This window comes from Pseudoalteromonas umbrosa (genome assembly GCF_030125375.1).
In the GTDB taxonomy this organism is placed as follows: Bacteria; Pseudomonadota; Gammaproteobacteria; order Enterobacterales; family Alteromonadaceae; genus Pseudoalteromonas; species Pseudoalteromonas umbrosa.
Genome location: NZ_JASJUU010000003.1, coordinates 995,820 through 1,017,392 on the forward strand (window position 1 = coordinate 995,820; position 21,573 = coordinate 1,017,392).

Here is a 21,573-nt window from a genome sequence, read left to right on the forward strand (position 1 = left end):
AAGGAAACATGTTATGAGTACTCCGCATATTAATGCAAACCCAGGTGATTTTGCTGAAACGGTATTAATGCCAGGTGATCCACTTCGTGCTAAGTATATTGCTGAGAATTTCTTAGAAGATGCTCGCCAAGTGACAGACGTTCGCAACATGTTTGGATTTACTGGTACATATAATGGTAAGCCAGTGAGCATCATGGGTTCTGGTATGGGTATCCCATCGATGTCGATCTACGCACGTGAGCTTATTGTTAGCTTCGGTGTTAAAAACTTAATTCGTATCGGTACTTGTGGCGGTATTAATCAGGATACAAAAATCCGTGATGTGATTTTTGCACAGGGTGCAAGCACAGACTCTAATGTAAACCGCGCTCGTGTGCGTGGCTTTGATTTTGCTGCTATCGCCGATTTCGGTCTTCTTGAAAATGGTGTTAATGCAGCGCGTCGCCTAGGCATTGAAGCAAAAGTAGGTAACGTTTATACCACAGATACTTTTTATCAGGCTGACAGCAGCTTTTACCCTGAGCTAGACAAATTAGGCGTTTTGGCTGTTGATATGGAAACAGCTGGCCTTTACGGTGTTGCTGCTGAATACGGTGCAAAAGCAATGGCTTTATTCACTGTAAGTGACCACGTCATTACCGGCGAAGCAACGCCACCAGAAGAGCGTCAAAGCACGTTCAACGAAATGGTTAAGATTGCTCTAGAGTCAATTTAATTTAAAGTAGCGCACGCTTTGCGCTGCTTGAACAGTTCCTTGGTAACGTAATCGCAGAGTTTTGGAGACACGCCTAAAACAAAGCGAATCACACCCAAAAAGCCGCACCTAGTGCGGCTTTTTTTTATTTGCGACTAGTCGTAAATAGTATTGATACTTTGCAAACTTCGTTCCCGATAACGAGTTTTATAAAAGGGATGAGCGATGGCTCAACGGCTTATATACGCTTCGACAAACACCGATGATCAACCTAATTCATGCTTAAACGCGAGTGATGTACTATATTTTATTTAGCAGCATAACACTGATAAATTTAAATGAAATATATTGGCGTATTAGCCGCTTTTATTTTGTATTTGGCAATACATAAAGTCGTGGCAATTGACTCTGTAAATATTGAACAGGAGTCTGACTCTGAGAAAATTAAATACCTCTCCTTAAATTATCCAGAAAAGGCAATTGAGTTTTATAAGCAGAATGCGTCTAAGCATCTACTGCATAGTAATGAAGAAACAATGTCGGTCTATGCGAGTGTGCTCATTGCAGCTAGTAATAGTCATAATATTGATCTAATGGAAGAGGTTATAGGCTTGATAGCTGATGATAGGCTTGACTCTTTTAGAAAGCCCTATCTTTTTACTATTATTAATGTGATTGGTGTTTCTTACGCTATGAACATGCAGTATACACACGCGATAAAAACTCATAAATGTGCATTAAATCATACTAATAGCCACTTGGAAAAAATGATATCCAAAGTAAATCTTGCGATTACTTACCGTATGCATAACCAACCAGCACTAAGCTACCAAATCTTACAAACCATAGATGAGGCGATCCTTAACGGCAGGAGAGCTGCGGGCGTGCTTGTTGAGAAAGGGAACACCGCTATGGTGTTAGGCGAGTTTGATTCGGCAGTTCGAGCATACAAAGCTGCTCGGGTACAGTACTTAAACGGAGGCCATCATAGGAATGCAATGAGAGTTGTTGTGCATCTATTGGGGGCTGCACTTTTAGATGAACGGTACAAATTATTCGATGTAAGCCGAAAAAAACTTGATCCACAGTCTAGTACCTATTTAACAGAAAATGAACTTACCTACTTAAAATGGTTAGATCTGATTTATCAGAGTATCCAAGACAATCAAATATCTGAATTAGCAGCTACTTATACGTCAAATAACTTTGCTGTGTTTATTGAAGCAGGGTTTCAAGCGCCAGTTGAAAGCTTGCTAAAAAAATTTAAAGCGCAGCATATTGTCTCGCATGACCCGTCTACAACGAATATAGTAACCAAAATAGATGACAAGCTTGCACATGGCTGGTGTGATGGGGCGTAACTAATGTTGACAAAATGCGTAATTGTTATGGTCTGTTTTTAAAAAAGCATTGATTTACTAATATCGACGAGGAAAAGTGAGTGGATGGTATTGATGAAGTATTTTATATATCTATTTGGCCTACTGCTACTGAGCTATGGTAGTACCTCTGCGATAGAAGAACATATCAGCGCTTTTGCGACAGAGCCTGAGAGTATTGAGTATCTTTCATTAAATTATCCTGATAAGGCCATTGAGCTTTACAAACGCAATTCAGCCAAACTATTGACATCACACAGCGAAAAGACTGTGTCTTTTTATAATGATGTACTGGTTGCCGCCAGCAGCGTGCATGACACCGTTTTAATTGAGGAACTCGTCGGTTTGCTTGCTCATCGTAGACTTGATCCATTTCGGGAGCCTTACCTTTTTGCAATCATTAATGTGCTCGGTGTATCTTACGGCACAAATTTACAATATGTTGAGGCGATTGCTGCATATAAATGTGCTTTGACGCTAACAGACAATAAACTTGAAAAGATGATAGCTAAAGTAAATTTGGCGATAGCGTATCGTATGGCGGATCAACCTGCGCTAAGCTATCAAATATTGCAGAGTATTGATGAATCAATCTTGAGTGGTCGAAGAATTGCAGGCGTATTGGTTGTTAAGGGAAATACAGCGATGGTGTTGCGTGAAGTGGGTGCTGCAATTGATCATTACACGATGGCTAGACACTACTATATCAAGGCAAAGCATCATCGAAATGCTGCCAGGGTGACTGTAAACTTGCTAGGGGCTGCTTTGGCAGATGGACAATGGACATTATTTGACAAGGTTCGAAAAACATTGAATTTAACACTCCAAAGTCATTTGACTGATAATGAGTCCGCCTATTTACTATGGTTAGATAAATTATATGGAAGTTTGAAAAATAAAAAAATATCATCAGAGGCACAGAGTGTCACATTAAATTTGGCACCTAAATTGTTAGCCGGTGGTTATCTAGCACCAGTAAAAATGATTTTGGAACCCCTTGGGGCAATGCATCTTGTTTCGTTGGAAGTGCAAACTGAAAGTAAAAAAAGCAGACTACGTCCAAGGTTAATAGAGCATTGGTGCGGTGTACCGTAATCGACGGTCATAACAACTTTTTGCCTTGTTGATACTGTTTCTAAAAATACATTGATGTACTATGGTTAACTCAACAAATCGATTTGACAACCTAAATGAAGTATTTTTTTCCCCTGCTTTTGCTGTTTTTATCTTGTCAAAGCAGTGTTTCTGCCAGTGAAAAACAGGACCTAGACTTTGCAACGGAGTCTGAGCGGGTCAAATACCTAGCGCTCAACTACCCAGCGGAGGCTGTGAGTTATTACGAGCAAAATGCTCAAAAACTGCTTGTACAAAGTTCTGCTCAGACGGTATCCATCTATAGTAGCTTATTGGCTGCTGCCAGTAATACGGGTAATATTAAGTTAGTTGAAGAGCTTGTTTCGCTACTGTCTGACGAAAGGCTGAGTCCACATAGTTCTGGTTCTCGATTTACCATAATTAATGTCATTGGCGTTGCATATCGATTGAATCGCCAGTTTGATGACGCAATTACAACGTATAAATGTGCGCTTAAGCATGCTCACAACAGCACGGAGAAGATGACCGCGAAGGTGAATCTGTCTATTGCGTATCGGATGGACAATCAGCCTGCGATTAGTTTTCAAATTCTTCAAAGTGTTGATGAAGCTATTCTCAGTGGCCGACGAAAAGCAGGATTGCTAGTCGTTAAAGGCAATACAGCAGTCGTTTTAGATAAACCAAAAGTGGCTATTAGCTATTTCATTGCCGCGAGGCAACATTATTTAAAAGACAAGCATCAGCGAAATGCTGCGAGAGTAACGGTTAATTTGTTAGGCGCTGCCTTAATCGCAAGGCGTTCAGAACTATATGAAAAATATCGTAAAAAGCTAACACCGATTTTTGAGGCATACTTACCACAGAGCGATCAGTTGTATCTTAAGTGGTTAGATCTTATGCATGAAAGTGTGAAATCCAATCGACTTGCTGATCATACCTTGCAGTACACAAAAAAACACCTTTCTCGATTAATAAAAGAAGGCTATGAAGGGCCTGTACACAAGCTACTCAAGTCGTTAAATGCGGAGTTTTTGATGCCAACAGAGTCGCGACAGCACTTAATTTTGACGTCGCTTAGTACTGATTTAGCTAAACCTTGGTGTCAGGAACTTTGACAAGCTTTTAATCTATGCCATTGTTTTAGTATATGCATTTATAGTGGTGCAGATATGACAAATTGGGTAATAGGAAAAGTTGTAGAAGTAAACTGGTGGACGCCGAGCTTATTCAGCCTGAAAGTAGCAGCCGATATACAAAACTTCACAGCAGGCCAATTCACGAAATTGGCTCTTGATATAGATGGTAAGCGAGTAGCACGTGCATACTCTTTTGTAAATTCACCCTCAGATCCCTTACATGAGTTCTTTTTGATAGAAGTCGAAGATGGTGCGTTGTCCTCTAGATTAGCGCAACTCAATGAAGGTGATGACGTCTGGGTTTACAGCAAGCCTTCGGGCTATTTTACTGTGAATGAAGTTCCCCAAGCTGATACTTTATGGATGTTATCTACGGGGACGGCAATTGGACCATTTTTATCGATCGTGAGTGACGGAAAGCTATGGAAGCAGTTTAATCGAGTTGTACTTGTTCATGGTGTAAGATTAAATACTGATCTTTGCTATCAAGATCAAATTCGTGCAACGGAAAAGCTGTTCAAACAATTTATTTATGTCCCTTTGGTTAGTCGTGAAAAGCCAGATATAGGTCTCAGTGGCAGAGTGACAGACAATATAAAAAACGGACAGCTTTTGAAGTTCTGCAACTTGTCTGCAATACCTAAAGACAGCCATTTTATGTTATGTGGCAACCCTGAGATGGTAAAAGACACGACATTACTCTTACAGCAGCTTGGGTTTAAAAAGCATCGTAGGGTAGAGCCTGGACATATTACAGTTGAGCAATATTGGTAAGCTGAACCTTCACTGTATTACATATTATAAAATTGTTATACTTACTTGCCCGTACCAAAAAGGGGGAAGTATGAGGTATTTTTTTCTATTCGCTTTGTGTATGTGTTCGTTAGCTTTTGCTAACCCAGCATTTGATGATAAAGCCAGCGAATATAATCTACAAAAAACAGAGCAGGAGAAAGCTGCAGAGGCTGTCATAGATAAACTGATCCATGCATATAACAATCAAAATATTCGTCAGTTTTTGGCCTTGTATGCAGAAGATGTGGAGTTTTATATGTATCCTCAAACCTTGATGTTCACAGGCAAAAAACCGCTTATCAAACGTTATGGTTTGATGTTTGAGAAGATGCATTGTATGAAGTCAACGTCTATTAAAAGGATCACGAACGGCAATATCGTCATTGACCACGAAACCTCTGAGATCTGTACAAAAGAGGATGGTGTGATTGATAAACGCTCTGAGTTTGTGACAAGTTATCAAATTGAAGATGGCAAAATTCAAAAGGTCGTATTCTTTCGATAATCCCTCTGCATAGGGTTATTTTTGTATGGCAAAGCGACAAACTATTGTTGCTTTGCACGTATTTATTGATTTTATTTTTCTCATCACACCATAACGACTATCCTTTGAGTAAAGCGTAACGAAAAGATTGCGCAATAATTGTCATTGTTTTATCGGTAACTATTTGGAGGAGTCGTGATTGACAGGTTAGCACTGTTGCTGGTGCTTTTGTTTATTTGTATCCAAAACCATGCTTTTGCGGATATTCCAAAGCTGCAAGTGGTTACCGAAGAGTGGGTACCATATAATTATGCAAACCAACAGGGGGAAATTGTTGGTCGCGCGACTCAAAAGGTACGAGAAGTGTTAGATCTTGCGGGTATTGAATATGAGATCAAGCTTTATCCTTGGGCGCGCTCAATGAAGTTGACAAAAACACAACCTAATACAATGATTTACTCGATTTATCGAAGTAGTGATCGTGAAAACTTGTTTGAGTGGGCATGCCCTCTACTGAGGCCTGTGCGACAATATTTGTTTCGCTTAAAAAGCAGGACGGATATTCAGGTGGCCTCTCTTGAAGATGCGAAAAAATATGTCATATCGATTGTACGTGGCAGTGTCGTGCATGAGTTTTTAACCAAACAAGGGTTTGAGTCGGGCACAAACCTTGATATCACCGCAGATCCAAGTGCGTCACAGAGAAAGTTATTAGCTGGACGAATTGATTTCTTACTGACAACAGAGTACACAATGCATGAGACATTGAAATCTATTGGCGTTAACTATGATGCGGTTGTACCTGTTATCGAAGTGCGGAATAACTCTGATAGGCGAGCATGCATGGCGTTTAATTTAAATACTGATAAACAGTTAATTGATAAAGTGAGAAGGGCATTAGCTGAGCATAATAGCCGTTATATTGGCCCTTAACTTTACGGGTGAGTATTTTTATCTCACATCTTACCAAGGCTTTAATGTATTTCGACTTTTTTTGGGCTTATCAACAAGGTATTTATTAAATAATCGTTTTCCATTATCATATTCGAGTGATGTATGTTTGGTATTTGGATTCGCAATAATTGCTAATATTGCGAGCAAACTCGTTCTTAAAAATTCCATTTCTAATAAATAGATGAATGATAGCGTTGTCATTGCTATACACGATATAAAGCGAATTAAAAAAATCATGCCTGTCCTTGTGCAAATTTCATAACGCCACTTTAAAGTTATTACTCAACCCTTTCAAGAGGTCAGATGAGCTTTTATACATAATTACATTTATTGACATGATTAGCCTACAGTTCATATAGGCGATGTCTCACAAATTAAAACCCTTAACTTAAATTAATGTTTGGAATAAAAAAATAAGTTTTTAACCAAGCAATCAGTTTATCTCTTACTATGCTGTAATATAAAGAGCGACGAGTTGGAAAAACTTATGGTGAAATATTTTATTTTTGCTTTTATGGCGCTATTGGTCACTTTTAATGTGAAAAGTGAAACAAATTTGTGGTCAGAGCTTAAAGGCAAGCAAAATTTTAATGGGTTAAATCAGGTTTATTTAGATACTACCAAGATAACCCAGCTTTTAGCTGTTGATGGTGATATATCAATACAATTACCATCACCTGATGGTGAACTGTACGAATTCCAATTGACGCCGTACTCAGTAATGCCAAAAGTATTAGCGAGTAAGTATCCTGAAATTAAAACGTACACTGGTGTTATGGTTACTAACCCTGCAGTGCGAGGGACTTTTGACTTTTCTCCTAATGGTTTTTTTGGCGTGTATGAACTGTCAGGGAAGCGCGTATTTATAGAGCCTATTAATAGGAAAAGTCAACAAAATAGAGCACTGTATAGGGTGTATAACAAACATGCAATAATCAGTCAAAGTGTAAAATCCGAGTATGTACTGCATGAACCGATTAAGCGCAATGTTAAAATCGCAGCTCAAACACAATCACGCCTAAGCAATAAATTACAATACAGATTTGGTTTGAATGAAGACCTAAAATATAGGCTGGCAATTGTAACTACGGGCGAATATGCGCAATTCCATGGGGGAACTAAACTGTCAGTTATGGCTGCGTTGGTGACACTTGTGAATCGTGTGAACCAAATTTATATGCGAGACTTATCAACATCATTTGAGCTGATAGCTAACAATGATGATTTGATTTTTTTAGACCCAACAGCAGATCCTTTTGTGAACGATGATACTGATATTGATAAAATTGCAGATGCGATTGCCAATATAACTAATGCTGATAGTTATGATATAGGGCATTTAGTAGGAACCGGAGCAGGCGGACTTGCAGGTTTTGGTGTTGCATGTACAAGCGCAAAAGCTGAAGGAGTCACAGGCAACCCGCAGCCCATAAACGACGCATTTGCTATTGATTATGTAGCTCATGAACTTGGACATCAATTGGGGGCAGACCATACATTTAATGGTCTTGTTGGTGCGTGTGACGGAAACCGTGTAGAAGATGCCGCATTTGAACCTGGTAGCGGTTCAACCATTATGGGGTATACAGGTATTTGTGAAACTCAAAATCTTCAAGCAAATTCGGATCCGTATTTTCATGTTTATTCCTTAGAACAGATGGCTACCTTCACTCGACAGGCTGATGGCAGTTCGTGCGGTGTAAGAACTGCAAAATCAAATCAAGCACCTATTGTTGAGGCTGGGGAAAATTACACAGTTCCTGCGAGAACACCTTTCACATTAAGTGGCAGCGCGACGGATGCTGATGGTGATATATTAATGTATAGCTGGGAGCAAAGTGATTTAGGAGGAGCTACTAATAGCCCTCAAGAAGATGGAGTTGATATGGGAACGGGGCCCTTGTTCCGTGTATTCAGCCCCGTCACAGATGGGTCCAGAACATTTCCTAAAATGGCAGACGTACTGTCTGGACAGGTTAGTTATGGAGAAGCATTACCGACAACTAGTCGCAGTTTGAACTTTAAATTATTAGTGAGAGACGGAGCAGGTAATATTGCAGATGACTCAATGACAGTCACGGTCGTTGGTAATGAACAAGGGTTTTCCATACAAGACCCCACAAGCGGCACGCTTTGGACTCTTGGTACACAAATGGTACGGTGGGAAACTGCAGATACTGAGAATGCGCCCATATCTTGTTCGTCTGTAGATATTTTATTATCCCTAGATGGAGGTGAAACATTCCCGACGGTAATTGCAGACAATGTCGCTAATGATGGTCAGCAAGAAGTGACTTTATCTGGGCTTGTGAGTTCTGCCGATGGCAAGCTAAAAATTAAGTGTAACAACAATATCTTTTTTGCAGTTAACAGTGGCAATCTGCAAATACAAGGTAGTTCGGAACCGATAGCTCCAAATATTACTGAGCAGGAAAGTTTAGAAGTTGCAGAAGATACTAGTATTACTTTAGAAATTAGCAATTTCAGGTATGAAGGCGGATTTAATGCAGAGTCGCTTACGGTGGGGAGTGGTAGTAATTATAATGTGAACGGTTTAACGGTTACCCCTGCGGAAAATTTCAATGGGACACTCACCGTGCCTATTACCGCAGCGCGTGGAGAACTCATAAGTGATGTTTTTAACGCCAATATTAACGTGACTGCTGTAAATGACGCTCCCTCAGGTCAAGATGACACCTTTTCCGTAACGCTCAATACGCAAAATAACCTTTTAAATGTATTGGCAAATGATATTGATATTGATGGGGATAATTTAGTAATAGGCACAGTAAATTATCAAGGCACAGGTAGTGTGCTTGTGTCCAATAACCAACTCTCTTATACGCCAGCTGCAGATTTTCTGGGCTCTGAACAGTTATCTTATGTTGTTAGAGATGCCGCAGGAGTTGAGGCTACGGCACAGGTCACGATAACTGTTTCTGCGCCACCGAGCGATGGAGGTGGGTCGTCAGGGTTTATGTATTACCTTTGTTATATGATGTCGGTGCTATTTTTATTGAGAGCTAGGCTAAGGAGGCTGGTTTGAAAGTATATTTTAGTTTGATGTTACTGGGTTGCTTGGCTGTTGGCTGTGCAGATGGCTACGGCAAACATCGAGAAGAGCTAAGTACAGAGATGAAGGTTCAAAAAGACGTGTCAGATGCTATAGAGCATGCAGTTGAAAAGAACGATTTCAGATTATACGCAACAACTGGTCGTCGGCCAGTTTTCCCTGGACTTGAGCAGCTTGATTTTGAAGAGCTTAAATCATTGTGTGGCCTTAAATATTTACCCAGCTCTGGTGATGTAATTAAATCTGAGCAGGCTAAACAGCAACGTCTAAAGCAGTATGAATTTGCTAAGAGCTACAATTTAAAAATATATGCTAGGTGTAGGAAAAACGCTAATGCCCAGCGAGAGGAATAAGAATAGACAGACTAAACTCGAGCTACTTATTTAGTCTGTCTTTAATTGAGTGAGGTTAACAGTTTTTTGATGCTGACTCTCACTTGGTCAATATCGTCAACAATAAGTAAAACGGACTGGTTATCGTCAGGCACTGACTCCCAATGCTCAGACCAAGTTTGGTGTAGCGCACTGGAACTTAACTGTACGTCTTGGTTGGCTAAATAGCTAAAGTCTGTGATAAGGCCTACTCTTATCCAACCTTTTCGCGGGCTCGCCGTGCTCATATCTTTATCATAATGCGAGATATAAATGAGTTGTTCTAATGCAGCAAGTTCTTTAAGTATCTCAAAACAAGCAAGGCGAACATTACTATTATGCTCAGAGACTTCTAACCGCCAAGTGTTATAACTGAAACCGATTAAAGCAAATAGCATGCTAAAGATGACACTGATTTGATAGAGTTGAAGCCTTTGTCTCATTTTCATATCAGTGCCTGCTATTGTGTTACAGAGGTCTGTAAAAACCAACCTAGCTCTATTCCTTGCTGCAGTAACTGCATGACTTCAACTGTGCCTTGTTGTTGATCGCCAGTGACATTTGCTGCGGCTTCACAAATAAAGCCAAACGGTAAGCCTTGTTTTATACTCATCAAACATTGAAAGTGGCATTCAGATAAAGGGTAAAAGCCAGTTCTTTTGTCGCGGGCTCTGGCGATGATCCAATGTTGGACATTGTTCAATTCTGGTGATGGTGGAGGAGTGCCATTTTTCAGCGCTTGCCAACTTTCAACGGCTGCGTACCTACATGTAAGTAGGTGTACACTATCGTGCACGCTCAAAATAATATTAGGCCAATCAGTTTGCTCAATTGATTGTAAATGGACAAGCTCCAATAATTTGCTGTCAGCTGCGTCGAAAGCTTGAAGTAATAGTCGTTCAAATTGAGCAATTTCGGATAGTATGCCGTACTCTTGAAAAGGTGAATGAGTACTGAGAAAGTTTGGAAGGCGGTCACCATACTCTCGAAGAGATGGCGATTGAGAAGGAAATAAAGCTAAATATGCCTCAGCCATTTGATCGAATAATTCATCACCTAAATACAAGCCAAGCATTTCATGGTCTTGTTCTAGCACTTTCTTAAGCCTAATTTGATATGCATTTTGATAGATTTCACTGCGTTGCTCGGGCGACAAGCCTGTTTGTTGTGCGATATGATCTGTAAAGCTTGTATTGTGTCCCTGCAGCATCGCTATAAAGTCACTTTGTAATTGTTCAAGCGTACTCATAATTTTTCCAGTTGCTTGGGGCCAAAGATCTTGCATGCGTTAGCTCAGCCATGATTTCTTTGAAATCAGGGAAATTGTCATCTCTTTCTATCATGGTATTGACAGGTGTATGGCTGTTTGCAAATTTTGAGAATAATTCCCATACGGCATCGCATATAGGTTGATCGTGTGTATCAATGATGTGGCTGCCAAAATCGCTATGGCCAGCTAGATGTATTTGCGCAATAGCAGATTGGGGGATAGCATCTAAAAATTCATTAGGATCAAATTGGTGATTACGCGCACTGACATAAATATTATTGATGTCTAATAGGAACTGGCAACCTGTTCTGTTGTGCAGTTCAGCTAAAAATGTCCATTCGTTCATTTCTGATGCTTGATAGGTGAGGTAACTGGATACATTTTCTAAAATAAGTGGACGCTCTAAATAGTCTTGCACAATGGATAAGCGTTGACTCAAATGCGTTAGAGATTCTTCTGTATAGGGCATGGGAAGCAGATCATGGCTATTAAAGTCTCCTAGAGAAGAAAAACATAAATGGTCGGATATCCAAAGCGGCTGAACACGATTAATTGTCTTTTTAAGCTTATCTAAATAGTCAAAGTTGACATCAGATGTACTGCCAATAGACATGGATACACCGTGCATCACAATGGGGTATCGTTCCTTTATTTGCGATAAATAGTGCCAAGGTTTACCACCTGCAACAAAGTAATTCTCGGAGATGATTTCAAACCAGTCTACCTTTGGGTTAGTCGCTATTATTTCTTCAAAATAACAAGTGCGTAAACCAAGTCCGAAACCAATATAAGGGGAAGGAGTGCTATTCAAGCTATTCTCACAAGATTAGTTGTTCAGAGCCTGTATGGAACAGGCTCTGAATTATGTTATTAACTACCGACTTTACCGCCAATATCTTTACATGCTTTTGCTGGCATATTTACAAAACCAGTTCCTTTGCAAGATGCCTGCGCCGCACAGGCATTGTTAGCAGTTTTACAGTCATTGTGACCACCGCAAATATTGACATCATGACAATGCACTAAATCAGCTTTTGCGACACTGCCAACCCAGCTGTCTTTTTGTTTGCCACCAACATCGGCACATGCTTTTGCTGGCATACCTACAAAACCACTCCCTTTGCAAGATGCATGACCTGCACAGGCATTATTGGCAGTTTTACAATCGTTGTGTCCACCGCAAATATTCACATCATAGCAATGTACTAGATCTGTGGTTGCGCCTTTTGAGCTTGCTGCTGCACTAGCATTACTTGACTGGCTTGAATCAGTTGCATTACAACCTACAAGACCAGCTACCATCATTGCCATTGCGGCACCTGTTAATGCTTTCATTGTCGTTTCCTCGTGTTTTGGTATTGCCAAATATATAGAGCAAGCTAGAGTGGGCTGTATTTTAAATAGGAAAAGCACCACTCCAGTGCTCGATTTATTGACTTTTTTTGCAAATTCGCGCGATACAAAAAAAGCAAAATTTATGCGCTCCGGACGACTTGCTACAAAAGACCTTACGAGCTGCAGAATAATTTCAGTGTAGACGAAAAAATTATTTTGAGGGGAAACATGTAATGAGAATTAATCAGTTAAACTGAAAAATAGGTACGCATTAATGTTTATCCGGCGCGTCGACAATAGAAGAGCCCCGAGATTGTGAGCTATTTTTTTGTATTTACTTTCATCTCTAATAGTGACGGCTTAAATCCAAGCTTTTGATACGCATTTATTGCAGCTTGATTGTCGTTATATACGTCTAAGTAAAAGTCGAAGATGCCTTTTGACTCTGCCCAATCAATTAAGCGTTGAGTGATTTTTTGGTTTAACCCTTGACCTCGAAACTCTGGGCTGACAAACATAAATCCTAAGTACCCATGCAGATCATGCTCAAGAGATTGTTTTGATTGTCTGATTTGTACATAGCCTGTGGCGATGATTTGATTGTTGCATTCTGCCATTTGTACGCTTGCTTGTTCACTTTGAAGCAGGTTATCTAAATCATAATAGTGAGCATCAGCTTTTATTTGACTGTTATATGGCCGCTCTGCGTCGACAACAGCTTGTTCAAGGTTTAATAATGCGGCTTTGTCTTCTAAGGTTGCTGCTCTAAAGTGAATATGGTGTTGCTCATTTATCATGAAAGTTCCTAACTACTTACTATTTTAGTATAGAATTCGAATAAATATATAGTATAAAGATTATTATTTCTACAGAAATAAATTTTTGGTATATATTTACTTTATATTTGAGGGAATATGATTTGATTAATTGATTTTGTCTTTTTTAGTATTCAACGTATTATATGGCTTTATATTTGAATAAAGCACATTATGTTTGAAAAAAAGTCAGCTCCGATTGGTAGCATTTTTAGTATTGTCGCCGTTATTGTATTTTTCCTTTTTGGGTTAGGCTCTTGCAGCAACCCAAGTACGCCGGCTGGACATGAAGGGTACGTTTATGAAAAACCAAGAATGTTCGGCTCTGGCGGTTACCAGGGAACCCTCCAAGGGCCCAGTAACTATGGTATGTCTGTATTGCGTAATGAAGTGATCAACATAGACATGCGCCCGAATACGTATACTGAAAAGTTTAGAATTTTAGCTAATGATGATTTAAACATAGTTTTTGATTTTCATGCTGTCGTTGCTATTAGAGCTGGTACTGTTAAAGCCGTGGTAGAAAATTATGGTGGTGAAAAATGGTATGAGAGATTTGTTAGAGAAACATTCAGAACATATGTACGAAACGCAGTGCAAATGTTTGATAGTGGTGAGTTAAAAGCACGCCGAGATGATATTGCAAATGAAGTGACCACCAAACTACAAACGTATTTAAAGGCAACCCCTTTTGAGGTCAAAAATATAGTTGTCGGCAATATAAATTACCCAGACATCGTTGCTAAAGCAGTTGAGAAAAAACTTGCAGCTCAGCAGCTGCTTTCTGAAAAAGAAACGCAGAAGCAAATAGCGAAAAAAGATGCAGAAATACGTATTGAGGAAGCTAAAGGAATTGCTGAAGCGCAAAAGATCATCAACTCAACGCTTACAGAAAATTACCTGCAGCACGAGGCGATTAATGCGCAGTTGAAAATGGCTGAATCACCAAATCATACAACAGTATATATACCCGTTGGCACTAATGGTATGCCGCTAGTGAAAGGACTAAAGTAAAAGCTTTTTTTAAAAAAGCAATGGATAGAAGTGCGGGCTAATACAGACCAGTATTAGCCCTTTTTACAATTATTTTGTTATCTTCATATCGACATCAAAGACAATGCCTTTATCGTTAATATCGTATTGAACATGCATTTTACCGGTTTGATTAAACAACTCTTTTAATTCATCTGGAATTGGCTCACCAGACTGCTTTGCTGCTTCAAATACCTTTGGAAATATCTTAGCACTGTTCAATCCAAAGTTAGCTAATCCATTGATTGTCACTGATTGGCTGTTCAAATCATTTGCCGCCTTTTCTGCCATATCACCTTTATATAAAGCCAGATGTTGGCCTTTTAATGCTAAATAAACCGGGCCAGATATTGAAACACTCGGTGGCAGGTAATCATTTATTTCGATGGCGCTGCCATCGCTAGGTAAGGTTAACGATGTAAGCTCGGGCACCAAGCTTTTTGCCATATTAAACAGCGCTTTTACATCATCTGCAGAGACTGTAATCAAGGCATCTAAAGCGGTTGTATCAAATTCATTAGGTTGGTAAAGAGTGGTTACATCTATATCAAAGATTGTCGCGCTTACACCTTTAAATGAACCGAGCATGCCCGTAGCCATGGCAAGAGGTGCTGGATTTGCACCTTTTGTTTGTACTTGCAAAGTGTTAAGCGGCGCACAATCGAATTGGGCACTGGCAAATGCGGCCCATAACGTATTGACAGAAGGGGAGAGCTGATTAGCATTGAGCCCTAACCCCAAAGTGATTAAAGCATCGTTATTGCTTTGTGTATGCTGAGGTAAAAAGCCACGCATATTTTGCAAGGCATTAAGTATTTTTGTATCCGAGGACGCAATAACCGTCGACACTTTCAGGTCGGCAAACTGACTGGTTATGTCCATTTTTTGTGTGCCGGAAATAATCGCCGGCCATTTTTGAGTGATGTCAGAAAAGTCCTGCTGACACTCTGGTGTTCTGATACTCTCAAGTGCGCCATCACTATTTGATAAGCTAATAAGCTTGTCTAGCATCTGGGTTGCAGGGCTGTCTGGGTTTTTGGCAGTAAGCATATCAACGAATAAGCCTGTATCTAAAAAGGCGAGGTTATTTCCATCCAGTTGATGGTCTTGGATGTATTTTTCAACTTTTCCACTGCTGCTTAAGGTATTTTCAGGCTTAGTGAGACCCAAAGCTGTTTTTAAATCATCAGTATCATTAAATGGCGTATCTATGGTGACAGTTACCCAGTTTTCGTTAATGGTAACTAATAAGTCAAATATACGTTGACCACCCTCTTCAAAAAAGTACCTAGTCACTGGCGTGCCATCTATCTGCGTATCTTCATACCTTAGATTTGCGTCCTCAGCAGCCTGCTTTATGGTGCTACTAAATACCTCTGGCTCACCAAGTTCTGCGCGTAACACAGGCAGCAGCCCAACTGTATAGGCGAGGGCTTTTAAGTCATTGTTAACACCCCAAGTACGTTGAATACGTTCAGATGATTCCGCACTTTTAGAGTATTGCTCAAGGATGTTGAGAATAAAATGTTGATTAACACTCATATCATCACTTTTCATTGTCGCAATCACGTCTTCTATTTGATGCACATTTTTATAGCTTTTTGGCAATAGTTCAAAATACTGCAGATAGGGGAAGCTATTTAATTGTGACCATAAAAATAGAGTGTCTGCAGGTACATAGTCTAATTGAGGTAAGGGGGTGGAATTGCTATTTGTTTGTGCAATGTAGTAGCCGCCTGATGCAATAGCAGTACCTGTAACCAGTGCGAGAAGGTATTTTTTCATTATTACTCCATGTGTGTGGGGTCTTCCAATTCTACGTAATAATATCAAGCCAGAACAATTGAACAAACGGTTTTTGTTTTTTGGCCGAAACTGGTTATTTTAATAATAAACTTACTAATTAAATTGAGTAGTAATTTGTATTTTATTGGCTAGGTTTGATGGATTGTAGATGTTGCTTCTATTGATGACTGCTTACTGAGTATAAATGAGGCGTATTTAGTGGTTTCTTGCACTAAATACACCTCGCTATTTCATTTTTGCAATGGCCGGTTCGATATTTTTTGAATAAAAACTGCTACTGAATTTATCTAGTCTGAATCTGCTTAAAAGCCCTTTGCTTCGACGTCGCTATTTACATCAAATAAGCGGAAGGTTTAGTGTTTTTTAGTCGATTGTATGAATACTTTTTTGTGCCAGTTTTTTTGTGTTTTTATTTTAAATTGGAGGCGTGTAAGCTTCTGTTTATATTGGTTATTTATTAGTTTTGTTTTTCTTTTACTAATTTTGACGCATGTTTACTTTATCTTTACTCTTTTTTTCTTGTGAGAATCTTGGTGTTTTTAATTATGTCATTACTGCTTAGTGATGATTTATATTTGTTGTCCTGAATGCAGTTATTTGAATTCTATAACAATTACTATCGAGAATAAAAATGAAAAAAAGTACTCTTTACAAATTAAGTCTATTGGCAGCTTCATTTTTCAGCACTTGTACAATGGCATATTCAGATCCAAGTAAATGGATATATGATACAGGTTGGAAATACGATCATGCAGCGACGTCAAATGATGGACGACGTGTATATGCGGGACAACATGATTCAAACTCTGCTGTTAATGTATGTAGACATTCAAATTTACCCGGTAAAGAGGTGAATGATATGTGTTATGTCAGTTATCGTGGCCGAGAAATCGGTGCCCATTATTACAAGGTGTTACTAACCAAGTTCGGCGACCTACAGTGGAACAGTCGACTTCATGGTCCATATGTACCGGGCGCAAAACCAAATGATATAAGAAGTAATGCGGTAATTGGTGGCAATGAAGGGTTTGATGTATTTATTTGTAAAGGCAAGCATGGCCATCACACCGTTGTGGGGAAATTTGTGCGGGGACATGGCTGCTATTATGGTCAGGGTGGCAGAGAGTTTTTACTAAAAGTAAGTGAAGATAACTTCTCTGTACTAACCGATAAGCTTGAGTATCATCCAAGGTAACTAAAACTGTCCTAATAGGCGCAAAATGCGCCTATATCTTACGGAGTTTTGATTTTTTATTGGTTAGGCTGTCTTGAAATATATTGTGCAACCTTACTTGTAATTTGCCACTGCTCACCATCAAAAATGAGATTGATGTAATCTACATAACCATGCTGTTTTTCTTTTCCCCATGTAAACTCTACAGTGGCATTGGCAATATTTTCAGTGATTAACAAGTTAGTGATTTCAACATTCGCAGCCCACTTATTACCTGTATCGATCCGTTGCATAAATTGATCGCGGCCAAAGATTTGATACTGACCACGCTCGTCAAAGTACTGAATAGTAGCTGTTTTTTGGAAAGCCATTTCAATATTTTTGCCGATGCCTAGAGTGACGCCTGTAATATAGGTGCCGACGGCTTCTTGTGGTGTATTAAATTCTTTAGCACTTGCGGTAAAGATAGTGAATGTCAAAATATAGCTAATTAAAATAAATAGTAATCTAGTCATTATTCCCTCATTGTATTTTACTGAATTTTATTTCTAGCCTTCGAAATTATATCTTTTTAAAACTACTATATTAATTATTCTTTTGGTAGGTTTTTAAAATTTTATTTTTATTTAATTTAAAGTCAAACTTGAGTAGGTTATACCTCGTTGCATCCAGCCAGTAAAGCTGATAGCTAAACTCACCAGTGCCATGATGGTCAATGTAAGAAGTCCTTCTGTATTGTTTGAATGTATTTCAGTCATGACAAGATTAAAAAGAAGATAGTGCAAAGCTATATTACTGGTAAATAGAGAGAGTGCAGTAAAAACCAGACTCAATAGTCGTTTTTTGACTGTGAATGGTTAGCAAGAGGTTATTTGTGCAATATTTTGAGTTGGAAATTAAAAAAAGCGGCAAAGTATTACCGCTCTTGATTGATCTCAGTGTGAATTTTGAGTCCTAAAAGTCCAGACTAGTTACGGTTGTCGTAGGCTTGCCATTCTAAGAACAAGCCAATTGTGTATCCGCCAATTCTACCTGCTTCTGAGATGTCATCATGTATTGCCATCGCTGCATCTCTATACATCACTGATGCATCAATGAGCTTTTGCTTATGCTCGTCTTTACATTCAAGCGCTAAACTCTCGTCAGGCAAGTTGTCACAGTCGCGATAAGTGGCGTTTAGGTCATCGACAATATGTAATTTGAAGTGATCTGATAAGTCTCCAACGTACTGTGTGATAAGCGGTTCTGAGATGAATTCAATGGCCTTGAAGGACGCAGGTAAGGTCCAGCATCGTTGCCATGTGGCTGGGAATTGCTGCTCTGTTTGTTCTAAATAAGAGATATGATTTGTCGCATGATGAGGCTGTTGACTATAACTCAGTGCGATATCAAATGCGGCACAATTTTGAGGCGCTGCAGCCAATGATTTCTGGGCTGTACTGTATACAGCATGGTATGACTTCCAAGCGGGAGCATAGCTGTGTACGAAGTTAAACCAGAGGTCTTGCATTGTGTTAACCAAGGTGTTGTGAAACCTTGGATCGTGGGATACGCCATGCTTAGCCAACCAGTTTAGGTTATCTAATGCTGCGCGGTTTTCATTGTTTGCGATCAATTCAAATGTTTGCGCGAGCATCTGATCTACATCGACAAGTTCTGTATTGGCAACGCTTGCATAACTTGATACCGACGCTAAAAATAAAGAGGTTGCACACATAAGTTTTTTCATTTTCTTTTTTCCTTAAAGAGTTATTTTGGTGTTTTAAATAGTGCCGTTCGTGGCAATCAACTCACTGCCTAGTAGTTAGGTATTAACGAGTGAGTAGTATTTAGTAAGCAATTCGTATACCAGTTCGTGGTAAATTAAATAGTTGTTTGGCACGACATTTATTATTGGGGCTGTATAAATCTTTGGTTATTGAGTTATCAAATAATACTCTGCGCTTTTTCACGGATTAAGGTTAGTCTAGCTTCAAGCACTGGATTGCAAACTGCGCAATTTTGTACAAGCACTTTTAGAACTCTTACGTTAAGCTGAGATTGAGTAAGGGGGAAGTTTATGCAGCAATCAAAATTTAGCTTTCATCACGAACTAGGTGGCTTGGAAGTACTTCATAATATAGATAAAAAAACTGATTTTGGCCGACACAATCACAGTGGGTACACAGTGGCTTTGGTTGATTGCGGCGCGCAGCGTTTTTTTCGCTCAGGCGCGCAGCACCTTGCTGGTAAACATAGTCTAATTTTGATTAATGCTGAACAAGTACATGATTGTAAAAAGGCGTGTGAAGGGGTCTCATCTTATCGATCTATGTATCCGACACCTGAGTTGTTTAACTGCTTAATGGACAGCAACAAAAACCGTGCGCCTTATTTCAGTGAGGCCGTGATGCATAATCCGGCACTTGCCTTGCAGCTTAATGACTTGTTTACCACATTGGACTCAGCAGCGGGCTTGCTGGAAAAGCAAACTCAGCTGGTGCATTTTTTGGATAATTTGTGTCAGTCAGCAGGCAGAGTAACGTTAGCTGATGAGCAAAAGTCGCTGAAATGCAGAATAGAGTTAGCAAAATCTTATCTGCTCGATCATGTGTTTGATGACGTGTCATTGGCTGATTTAGCGCAGCTTATTCATATGAGCCACTTTCATTTTGTCCGCTCTTTCAAAGCGCAGACAGGGCTGACACCGCATGCCTTTCAAATTCAACATAGATTGAATCACGCTAAGTCGTTGCTTCGACATGGTCAAAGTATCTCTGATGTGGCGAGTCATGTTGGGTTTTATGATCATAGCCACTTTAGTCGTCACTTTAAGAAAAACATGGGGATAACCCCAAATCAGTATAGGCAGGCGTGTTAATTCTATGAAAGTTGCAATAAAAAAAGGCTTGCTTGATATGCTGCCACTCAACTTGGCGGTGTTGCCTTGGGGCTTGTTATGTGGCTCTTTAGCGATTCAAAATGGCTTTACAGCATTGGAGGCACAGCTTATGTCTGTGCTGGTATTTGCAGGTTCTGCGCAATTGGTGGCGGTAGAGCTAATGGCCAAAGAAGCCTCACTGCTAACCTTGATGGTAACGACATTCATCATCAGTGCACGCCATTTATTATACGGATTAGCCATACGTAATAAAATGGTCGATAAACCGCTTCGTTGGCGCGGGCCAATCGCATTTTTTCTCACTGATGAACTATTCGCTTTTTCTCATCATCACCGAGCATATCAAGGTAAATTGCGTCTTGTATATGCATTGGTTGCAGGCGGTAGCTTCTATCTCGCTTGGAATGTGTGGACATTTTTTGGCATTGTGGCAGGGCAGTTTTTACCTGATCTGACTAATTTAGGTTTGGACTTTGCCATCGCAGCCATTTTTATAGCGCTGGTGGTACCTGGGGTGTCAAACCTCCCTGTTTTGTGTGCCTGTTTGGTGTCAGGGATCAGCATACTGTATTTCAAAACCATCCAGTTTGAATTTGGTTTGGTGGCTTCTGCATTGCTTGGCATGAGCACAGGATATGTTTTGCAGGCAAAAGAGGACAAATCATGATAGTTACCATTGTTGCGCTTGCATGTGTCACCTTTGCCACTCGATATCTATTTTTAGCAAAAAACTTACCGTTTACCATTGGTCCAAGATTTCAGCGTTTGCTGAGCTTTAGCGCACCATGTGTGCTGACTGCGATTTGGGTGCCGATTGTGTTTATGCCAAATGGGGAACTGGTTACCGAGTTGAATAACCCCTATTTACTGGGGGCTTTAGCAGCCATTTTTTTGGCGTTTAAATTTAAAAATTTATATCTCACTACCTTTGGCAGCTTGATTGTATTTTATTTGTTTTTTTGAACCACTTTGGGAGCTCAAACGAGTTCAGGGTGACGGTGTTTAGTTTAGTATTGTTGGTTTAAACAAGTTGCACTTTCTTACCCTCGTCGTTGCGGGCTTGTTCCGCAATCCATGTTTGGGAGGGGATTGGGCCCTGAAGCGAGGTCAGGGTGACGGGGCTTAGTTTAGTGTTGTTGGTTTAAACAAGTTGCACTTTCTTACCCTCGTCGTTGCGGGCTTGTTCCGCACTCCATGTTTAAGAGGGTATTTGGCCCTGAAGCGAGTTCAGGGTGACGGGGTTTAGTTTAGCGTTGTTGTTTAAACAAGTTGCACTTTC

General features: G+C 39.8%; 23 protein-coding genes. 14 read left to right on the plus strand and 9 right to left on the minus strand.

The genetic code is table 11. The annotated features are described in order from the left end of the window. The first annotated feature begins 13 nt into the window (after positions 1–13). The 7 genes from deoD to QNM16_RS14165 all read left to right on the plus strand — a co-directional run bounded on the left by deoD (position 14) and on the right by QNM16_RS14165 (position 6,516). Complete coding sequence (gene deoD / locus QNM16_RS14135) at positions 14–715, plus strand: purine-nucleoside phosphorylase (RefSeq protein WP_039610704.1); 702 nt, start codon at positions 14–16, stop codon at positions 713–715. A gap of 317 nt (positions 716–1,032) precedes the next feature. Continuing rightward, a complete protein-coding gene (locus QNM16_RS14140) occupies positions 1,033–2,055 on the plus strand; it encodes a hypothetical protein (RefSeq protein ID WP_284021082.1) in 1,023 nt (340 codons plus the stop codon). Between the two features lie 93 nt (positions 2,056–2,148). After that, on the plus strand, positions 2,149–3,168 hold the full coding sequence (locus QNM16_RS14145) for a hypothetical protein (protein WP_284021083.1): 1,020 nt from the start codon (positions 2,149–2,151) through the stop codon (positions 3,166–3,168). Between the two features lie 95 nt (positions 3,169–3,263). Continuing rightward, complete coding sequence (locus tag QNM16_RS14150; RefSeq protein ID WP_284021084.1) at positions 3,264–4,283, plus strand: hypothetical protein; 1,020 nt, start codon at positions 3,264–3,266, stop codon at positions 4,281–4,283. Positions 4,284–4,337: 54 nt separating this feature from the next. Next, on the plus strand, positions 4,338–5,078 hold the full coding sequence (locus QNM16_RS14155) for a ferredoxin--NADP reductase (protein ID WP_284021085.1): 741 nt from the start codon (positions 4,338–4,340) through the stop codon (positions 5,076–5,078). A 70-nt stretch (positions 5,079–5,148) separates the two neighbouring features. Continuing rightward, positions 5,149–5,604, plus strand: coding sequence for a nuclear transport factor 2 family protein (locus QNM16_RS14160; protein WP_284021086.1), 456 nt, complete (start codon positions 5,149–5,151; stop codon positions 5,602–5,604). Positions 5,605–5,778: 174 nt separating this feature from the next. After that, positions 5,779–6,516, plus strand: coding sequence for a substrate-binding periplasmic protein (locus QNM16_RS14165; RefSeq protein ID WP_284021087.1), 738 nt, complete (start codon positions 5,779–5,781; stop codon positions 6,514–6,516). A 30-nt stretch (positions 6,517–6,546) separates the two neighbouring features. On the opposite strand, the gene QNM16_RS14170 is transcribed toward QNM16_RS14165, so the two are convergent. After that, positions 6,547–6,738 (minus strand): hypothetical protein, encoded by a 192-nt coding sequence (locus QNM16_RS14170; protein WP_284021088.1) that lies wholly within the window; start codon positions 6,736–6,738, stop codon positions 6,547–6,549. Positions 6,739–7,024: 286 nt separating this feature from the next. On the opposite strand from QNM16_RS14170, the gene QNM16_RS14175 reads away from it, so the two are divergent. Both QNM16_RS14175 and QNM16_RS14180 read left to right on the plus strand, forming a co-directional pair. Beyond that, positions 7,025–9,583, plus strand: a complete 2,559-nt coding sequence (locus QNM16_RS14175; RefSeq protein ID WP_284021089.1) for a reprolysin-like metallopeptidase — start codon at positions 7,025–7,027, stop codon at positions 9,581–9,583. Next, positions 9,580–9,963: a hypothetical protein gene (locus tag QNM16_RS14180; RefSeq protein WP_284021090.1), complete on the plus strand. Its 384-nt coding sequence runs from the start codon at positions 9,580–9,582 to the stop codon at positions 9,961–9,963. The genes QNM16_RS14175 and QNM16_RS14180 overlap by 4 nt, the downstream gene beginning before the upstream one ends. 41 nt (positions 9,964–10,004) lie before the next feature. On the opposite strand, the gene QNM16_RS14185 is transcribed toward QNM16_RS14180, so the two are convergent. The 5 genes from QNM16_RS14185 to QNM16_RS14205 form a co-directional block, all read right to left on the minus strand. After that, a complete protein-coding gene (locus QNM16_RS14185; protein WP_284021091.1) occupies positions 10,005–10,430 on the minus strand; it encodes a hypothetical protein in 426 nt (141 codons plus the stop codon). Between the two features lie 11 nt (positions 10,431–10,441). Further along, complete coding sequence (locus QNM16_RS14190) at positions 10,442–11,230, minus strand: DNA-binding domain-containing protein (protein WP_284021092.1); 789 nt, start codon at positions 11,228–11,230, stop codon at positions 10,442–10,444. Further along, positions 11,217–12,062 (minus strand): MNIO family bufferin maturase, encoded by an 846-nt coding sequence (bufB, locus tag QNM16_RS14195; protein ID WP_284021093.1) that lies wholly within the window; start codon positions 12,060–12,062, stop codon positions 11,217–11,219. Before bufB ends, QNM16_RS14190 begins: the two co-directional genes overlap by 14 nt. Before the next feature lie 59 nt (positions 12,063–12,121). Further along, positions 12,122–12,586 (minus strand): BufA2 family periplasmic bufferin-type metallophore, encoded by a 465-nt coding sequence (gene bufA2, locus QNM16_RS14200; RefSeq protein ID WP_284021094.1) that lies wholly within the window; start codon positions 12,584–12,586, stop codon positions 12,122–12,124. A 320-nt stretch (positions 12,587–12,906) separates the two neighbouring features. After that, positions 12,907–13,383, minus strand: coding sequence for a GNAT family N-acetyltransferase (locus QNM16_RS14205; RefSeq protein WP_284021095.1), 477 nt, complete (start codon positions 13,381–13,383; stop codon positions 12,907–12,909). Positions 13,384–13,575: 192 nt separating this feature from the next. Here QNM16_RS14205 and QNM16_RS14210 point away from each other — a divergent pair, with 192 nt between their 5' ends. Next, complete coding sequence (locus QNM16_RS14210; protein ID WP_284021096.1) at positions 13,576–14,415, plus strand: SPFH domain-containing protein; 840 nt, start codon at positions 13,576–13,578, stop codon at positions 14,413–14,415. Positions 14,416–14,484: 69 nt separating this feature from the next. Here the strand turns inward: QNM16_RS14210 and QNM16_RS14215 are convergent, their stop codons facing one another. After that, positions 14,485–16,218: a hypothetical protein gene (locus QNM16_RS14215; RefSeq protein WP_284021097.1), complete on the minus strand. Its 1,734-nt coding sequence runs from the start codon at positions 16,216–16,218 to the stop codon at positions 14,485–14,487. 652 nt (positions 16,219–16,870) lie between these two features. On the opposite strand from QNM16_RS14215, the gene QNM16_RS14220 reads away from it, so the two are divergent. Further along, positions 16,871–17,434, plus strand: a complete 564-nt coding sequence (locus QNM16_RS14220; RefSeq protein ID WP_284021098.1) for a DM9 repeat-containing protein — start codon at positions 16,871–16,873, stop codon at positions 17,432–17,434. Between the two features lie 56 nt (positions 17,435–17,490). Here the strand turns inward: QNM16_RS14220 and QNM16_RS14225 are convergent, their stop codons facing one another. Together QNM16_RS14225 and QNM16_RS14230 are read right to left on the minus strand one after the other, a co-directional pair. Then, on the minus strand, positions 17,491–17,928 hold the full coding sequence (locus tag QNM16_RS14225; protein ID WP_284021099.1) for a nuclear transport factor 2 family protein: 438 nt from the start codon (positions 17,926–17,928) through the stop codon (positions 17,491–17,493). A 452-nt stretch (positions 17,929–18,380) separates the two neighbouring features. Continuing rightward, positions 18,381–19,142, minus strand: a complete 762-nt coding sequence (locus tag QNM16_RS14230; RefSeq protein ID WP_284021100.1) for a hypothetical protein — start codon at positions 19,140–19,142, stop codon at positions 18,381–18,383. Positions 19,143–19,472: 330 nt separating this feature from the next. On the opposite strand from QNM16_RS14230, the gene QNM16_RS14235 reads away from it, so the two are divergent. From QNM16_RS14235 to QNM16_RS14245, 3 genes are read left to right on the plus strand one after another with little or no spacing between them, the layout of a single operon-like run. Then, positions 19,473–20,273 (plus strand): AraC family transcriptional regulator, encoded by an 801-nt coding sequence (locus tag QNM16_RS14235; RefSeq protein ID WP_284021101.1) that lies wholly within the window; start codon positions 19,473–19,475, stop codon positions 20,271–20,273. Positions 20,274–20,277: 4 nt separating this feature from the next. Further along, entirely contained in the window at positions 20,278–20,961 is a 684-nt protein-coding gene (locus QNM16_RS14240) for an AzlC family ABC transporter permease (RefSeq protein WP_284021102.1), read from the plus strand. Further along, complete coding sequence (locus tag QNM16_RS14245) at positions 20,958–21,257, plus strand: AzlD domain-containing protein (RefSeq protein ID WP_284021103.1); 300 nt, start codon at positions 20,958–20,960, stop codon at positions 21,255–21,257. Before QNM16_RS14240 ends, QNM16_RS14245 begins: the two co-directional genes overlap by 4 nt. Positions 21,258–21,573 lie beyond the last annotated feature (316 nt).

Bases quoted from the DNA above. Each gene is read 5' to 3' on its own strand.
- QNM16_RS14220 (WP_284021098.1), top strand. From the start codon at position 16,871: ATGAAAAAAAGTACTCTTTACAAATTAAGTCTATTGGCAGCTTCATTT.
- QNM16_RS14205 (WP_284021095.1), bottom strand. From the start codon at position 13,383: ATGATAAATGAGCAACACCATATTCACTTTAGAGCAGCAACCTTAGAA.
- QNM16_RS14230 (WP_284021100.1), bottom strand. From the start codon at position 19,142: ATGAAAAAACTTATGTGTGCAACCTCTTTATTTTTAGCGTCGGTATCA.
- QNM16_RS14145 (WP_284021083.1), top strand. From the start codon at position 2,149: ATGAAGTATTTTATATATCTATTTGGCCTACTGCTACTGAGCTATGGT.
- QNM16_RS14140 (WP_284021082.1), top strand. From the start codon at position 1,033: ATGAAATATATTGGCGTATTAGCCGCTTTTATTTTGTATTTGGCAATA.
- QNM16_RS14210 (WP_284021096.1), top strand. From the start codon at position 13,576: ATGTTTGAAAAAAAGTCAGCTCCGATTGGTAGCATTTTTAGTATTGTC.
- QNM16_RS14245 (WP_284021103.1), top strand. From the start codon at position 20,958: ATGATAGTTACCATTGTTGCGCTTGCATGTGTCACCTTTGCCACTCGA.
- bufA2 (WP_284021094.1), bottom strand. From the start codon at position 12,586: ATGAAAGCATTAACAGGTGCCGCAATGGCAATGATGGTAGCTGGTCTT.
- QNM16_RS14150 (WP_284021084.1), top strand. From the start codon at position 3,264: ATGAAGTATTTTTTTCCCCTGCTTTTGCTGTTTTTATCTTGTCAAAGC.
- deoD (WP_039610704.1), top strand. From the start codon at position 14: ATGAGTACTCCGCATATTAATGCAAACCCAGGTGATTTTGCTGAAACG.
- QNM16_RS14170 (WP_284021088.1), bottom strand. From the start codon at position 6,738: ATGACAACGCTATCATTCATCTATTTATTAGAAATGGAATTTTTAAGA.
- QNM16_RS14175 (WP_284021089.1), top strand. From the start codon at position 7,025: ATGGTGAAATATTTTATTTTTGCTTTTATGGCGCTATTGGTCACTTTT.
- QNM16_RS14160 (WP_284021086.1), top strand. From the start codon at position 5,149: ATGAGGTATTTTTTTCTATTCGCTTTGTGTATGTGTTCGTTAGCTTTT.
- QNM16_RS14235 (WP_284021101.1), top strand. From the start codon at position 19,473: ATGCAGCAATCAAAATTTAGCTTTCATCACGAACTAGGTGGCTTGGAA.
- QNM16_RS14190 (WP_284021092.1), bottom strand. From the start codon at position 11,230: ATGAGTACGCTTGAACAATTACAAAGTGACTTTATAGCGATGCTGCAG.
- QNM16_RS14225 (WP_284021099.1), bottom strand. From the start codon at position 17,928: ATGACTAGATTACTATTTATTTTAATTAGCTATATTTTGACATTCACT.
- QNM16_RS14215 (WP_284021097.1), bottom strand. From the start codon at position 16,218: ATGAAAAAATACCTTCTCGCACTGGTTACAGGTACTGCTATTGCATCA.
- QNM16_RS14155 (WP_284021085.1), top strand. From the start codon at position 4,338: ATGACAAATTGGGTAATAGGAAAAGTTGTAGAAGTAAACTGGTGGACG.
- QNM16_RS14240 (WP_284021102.1), top strand. From the start codon at position 20,278: ATGAAAGTTGCAATAAAAAAAGGCTTGCTTGATATGCTGCCACTCAAC.
- QNM16_RS14185 (WP_284021091.1), bottom strand. From the start codon at position 10,430: ATGAAAATGAGACAAAGGCTTCAACTCTATCAAATCAGTGTCATCTTT.